The 869-nt window shown below is 65.8% G+C and carries 2 protein-coding genes and 1 pseudogene; 2 read left to right on the plus strand and 1 reads right to left on the minus strand.

Annotation, left to right across the window (positions count from 1 at the left end):
- Nucleotides 1–434, minus strand: a 434-nt coding sequence (locus IMZ11_RS42700; RefSeq protein ID WP_255708134.1) for a glycosyltransferase, incomplete at its 3' end; no start/stop codon positions are given.
- Nucleotides 435–546: 112 nt separating this feature from the next.
- Here IMZ11_RS42700 and IMZ11_RS45880 point away from each other — a divergent pair.
- Both IMZ11_RS45880 and IMZ11_RS42705 read left to right on the plus strand, forming a co-directional pair.
- On the plus strand, nt 547–666 hold the full coding sequence (locus IMZ11_RS45880; RefSeq protein WP_255708136.1) for a sugar phosphate nucleotidyltransferase: 120 nt from the start codon (nt 547–549) through the stop codon (nt 664–666).
- A pseudogene (locus tag IMZ11_RS42705) lies at nt 648–869 on the plus strand (sugar phosphate nucleotidyltransferase); the annotation flags it as partial. The gene IMZ11_RS45880 and the pseudogene IMZ11_RS42705, both read left to right, overlap by 19 nt.

Raw genomic sequence — 869 nt, forward strand, 5'->3', positions numbered from 1 at the left:
CCGGAACTCACCGCGATCACTGCGTCGGCGGCTTCGATCGCGGTGCGCTCCACCCACGAGGACACCCGGTACCCACCGCCGAGTTGCTCGGCCTTCCATGGGCGCAACGGCTCGAGGGAATGGGCGGTCAGCACGTGCGGGATGCCGTAGAGCAGGCCGGTCAGGTGCCCGGCCATCCCGGCGTACCAGGTGTGCGAGTGCACGACCGTGGCCCCCGCCGCCGAATTGACCATGTTGAGGTCGGCGGACAGCGTCGACAGAGCTGGGTTGGCGCCACGTAGCGCAGGGTCGGGCTGCGCCACGAACGCTCCGTCACGCGGGGCGCCCATGCAGTGCACGTCAACGTCGCAAAGCTGACGCAATTGTGCGACGAGCTCGGTGACATGCACACCGGCACCGCCGTACACCTCGGGTGGATATTCCCGAGTCATCATGGCCACCCGCATATCCGAGACGGTAGTAGGTCTCGGCAGCTCCCGTCACCCGGCGCAGACTTCTGTTGCCATTGGCTGGCCGCGCTGCTGGTTGGCGGATAGGTTTGGACGCATGAGGGAGTTGCCACATGTGCTGGGCATCGTTCTGGCCGGGGGAGAGGGCAAACGGCTGTACCCGTTGACCCCGACCGTGCCAAGCCTGCAGTTCCCTTCGGCGGTGCCTACCGGCTGATCGACTTCGTGCTGTCCAACCTCGTCAACGCCCGCTACCTTCGGATCTGCGTTCTGACGCAATACAAGTCGCATTCACTGGACCGTCACATCAGTCAGAACTGGCGCCTGTCGGGTCTGGCCGGTGAATACATCACCCCGGTGCCGGCGCAACAGCGGCTCGGGCCGCGCTGGTACACCGGTTCGGCCGACGCGATCTACCAG

Source organism: Microtetraspora sp. AC03309, assembly GCF_020826795.1.
GTDB lineage: Bacteria > Actinomycetota > Actinomycetes > Streptosporangiales > Streptosporangiaceae > Microtetraspora > Microtetraspora glauca.